The sequence below is a fragment of the Synechocystis salina LEGE 00031 genome, assembly GCF_015207985.1.
GTDB classification, from domain to species: Bacteria; Cyanobacteriota; Cyanobacteriia; order Cyanobacteriales; family Microcystaceae; genus Synechocystis; species Synechocystis salina.
The window spans coordinates 1-1,213 of record NZ_JADEVV010000111.1 but is presented as its reverse complement, the minus strand read 5'-3'; the positions used below and the strand labels follow the sequence as shown (position 1 = coordinate 1,213).

General features: G+C 50.0%; 1 protein-coding gene and 1 pseudogene. Both read right to left on the bottom strand.

The features are described from left to right. Nucleotides 1–227 precede the first annotated feature (227 nt). Nucleotides 228–812: a TIGR04376 family protein gene (locus IQ217_RS18720; protein ID WP_190596806.1), complete on the bottom strand. Its 585-nt coding sequence runs from the start codon at nt 810–812 to the stop codon at nt 228–230. A gap of 148 nt (nt 813–960) precedes the next feature. Then, a pseudogene (locus IQ217_RS18715) lies at nt 961–1,213 on the bottom strand (hypothetical protein); the annotation flags it as partial.

Sequence of the window (1,213 nt, the reverse complement as noted above, 5' to 3'; positions counted from 1 at the left end):
GTAGAGGGGGGAGTGATTATGCATCGCGTTCCAGGTTTTGAGTGGTATCTAATCCTAGAACGTGACCTCCCCTCTTTTCTACAATCCCCACCTAGACTGCTTTTCACTTCTTTTGTCAGTCAATCAGATTTTCATCTCTAACCATCTCTAACTGCCAATATTTTGACTATTGGCTAACTTAATTAGCCTAGTCACATCTGCCCTGGCCAGTTCCAGAGACACAGAAGCTATCTAGTGGAGTTGCGTCTCAGGCGTTCCAATTCCGTTTCCAATTCCCACTTTTTGAATTCCGCCTCCAAGGGATCCAACTCCCGATGATAGGTTTCCCCGGTATTGCCTTGATTCCAGCCCATGGTGTCCGTAGCCCGCCTTTGGGCCTCAGATGCTTTTTGCTCAGCCGCCATTTGTTTGGCTTTTTGCTGTACTTCCTTTTGTCGTTGCTGAATTTCCTCTATCAAACTTTGAGCTTGGCTGATCCGTTTTTCTGTCCCCGCCCGTTGCCCCCACACTTGATTGCCCTGACGCAGTAAGGTGGCTTCCCTTTCCTGGGCTCCTTGGGCCAAATCTTCTCGCCCAGCGGCCTTAGCCTGTTGAATGCGGCTATGCCAAGCTTGAATATCCTGAGCTAGGTTGAGAATTTGGGTTTCCTGGTCCTGTTTTTTGCGCTGTAGGTCTGTCAGTAAACGGCGGGCGTCGGCTTCCTGTTCCCTCAACTGTTCTAACAGAGCTTCCAACTCCAGATGGGGGTTGTTTTGCAAAAACTCTTCCAGACGGTCTTCTAAAAAACGGCCGACATCGTCAAACAAGCCCATCGCTACAATCTTCCCAAAAATTTACTAGGTGCCGTAAAAGCTTTTTCCTACTCCAAGATACCTTGTTTTTTTCTCCCATCACTGGAGATCAATCAAGACCCTGACTCTTTCTCGGCGATCGCCAAAGGTCCAAATAAATTAGGGCAAACTAAAAGCTTTGTCCTACCTCTAGATACCTGGTTTTGCCCTGCCGGGACAGAATTGCTTGCTGACTATTAACCGCCGCCAACTGCCAACCGCTACTACCGATCGCCTCACCGATTTGAATACGTTGGGTCATGCCATTCCAGCGGAATAGGGCCGAGGAGCGATCGCCGGATTCCAGGACTCCCACTAGGTCATGTTTAGTCTTACTGGGCACCATGGGGGTGGAAGGGGGAGCCGCCGCCACGGGTTGGGGG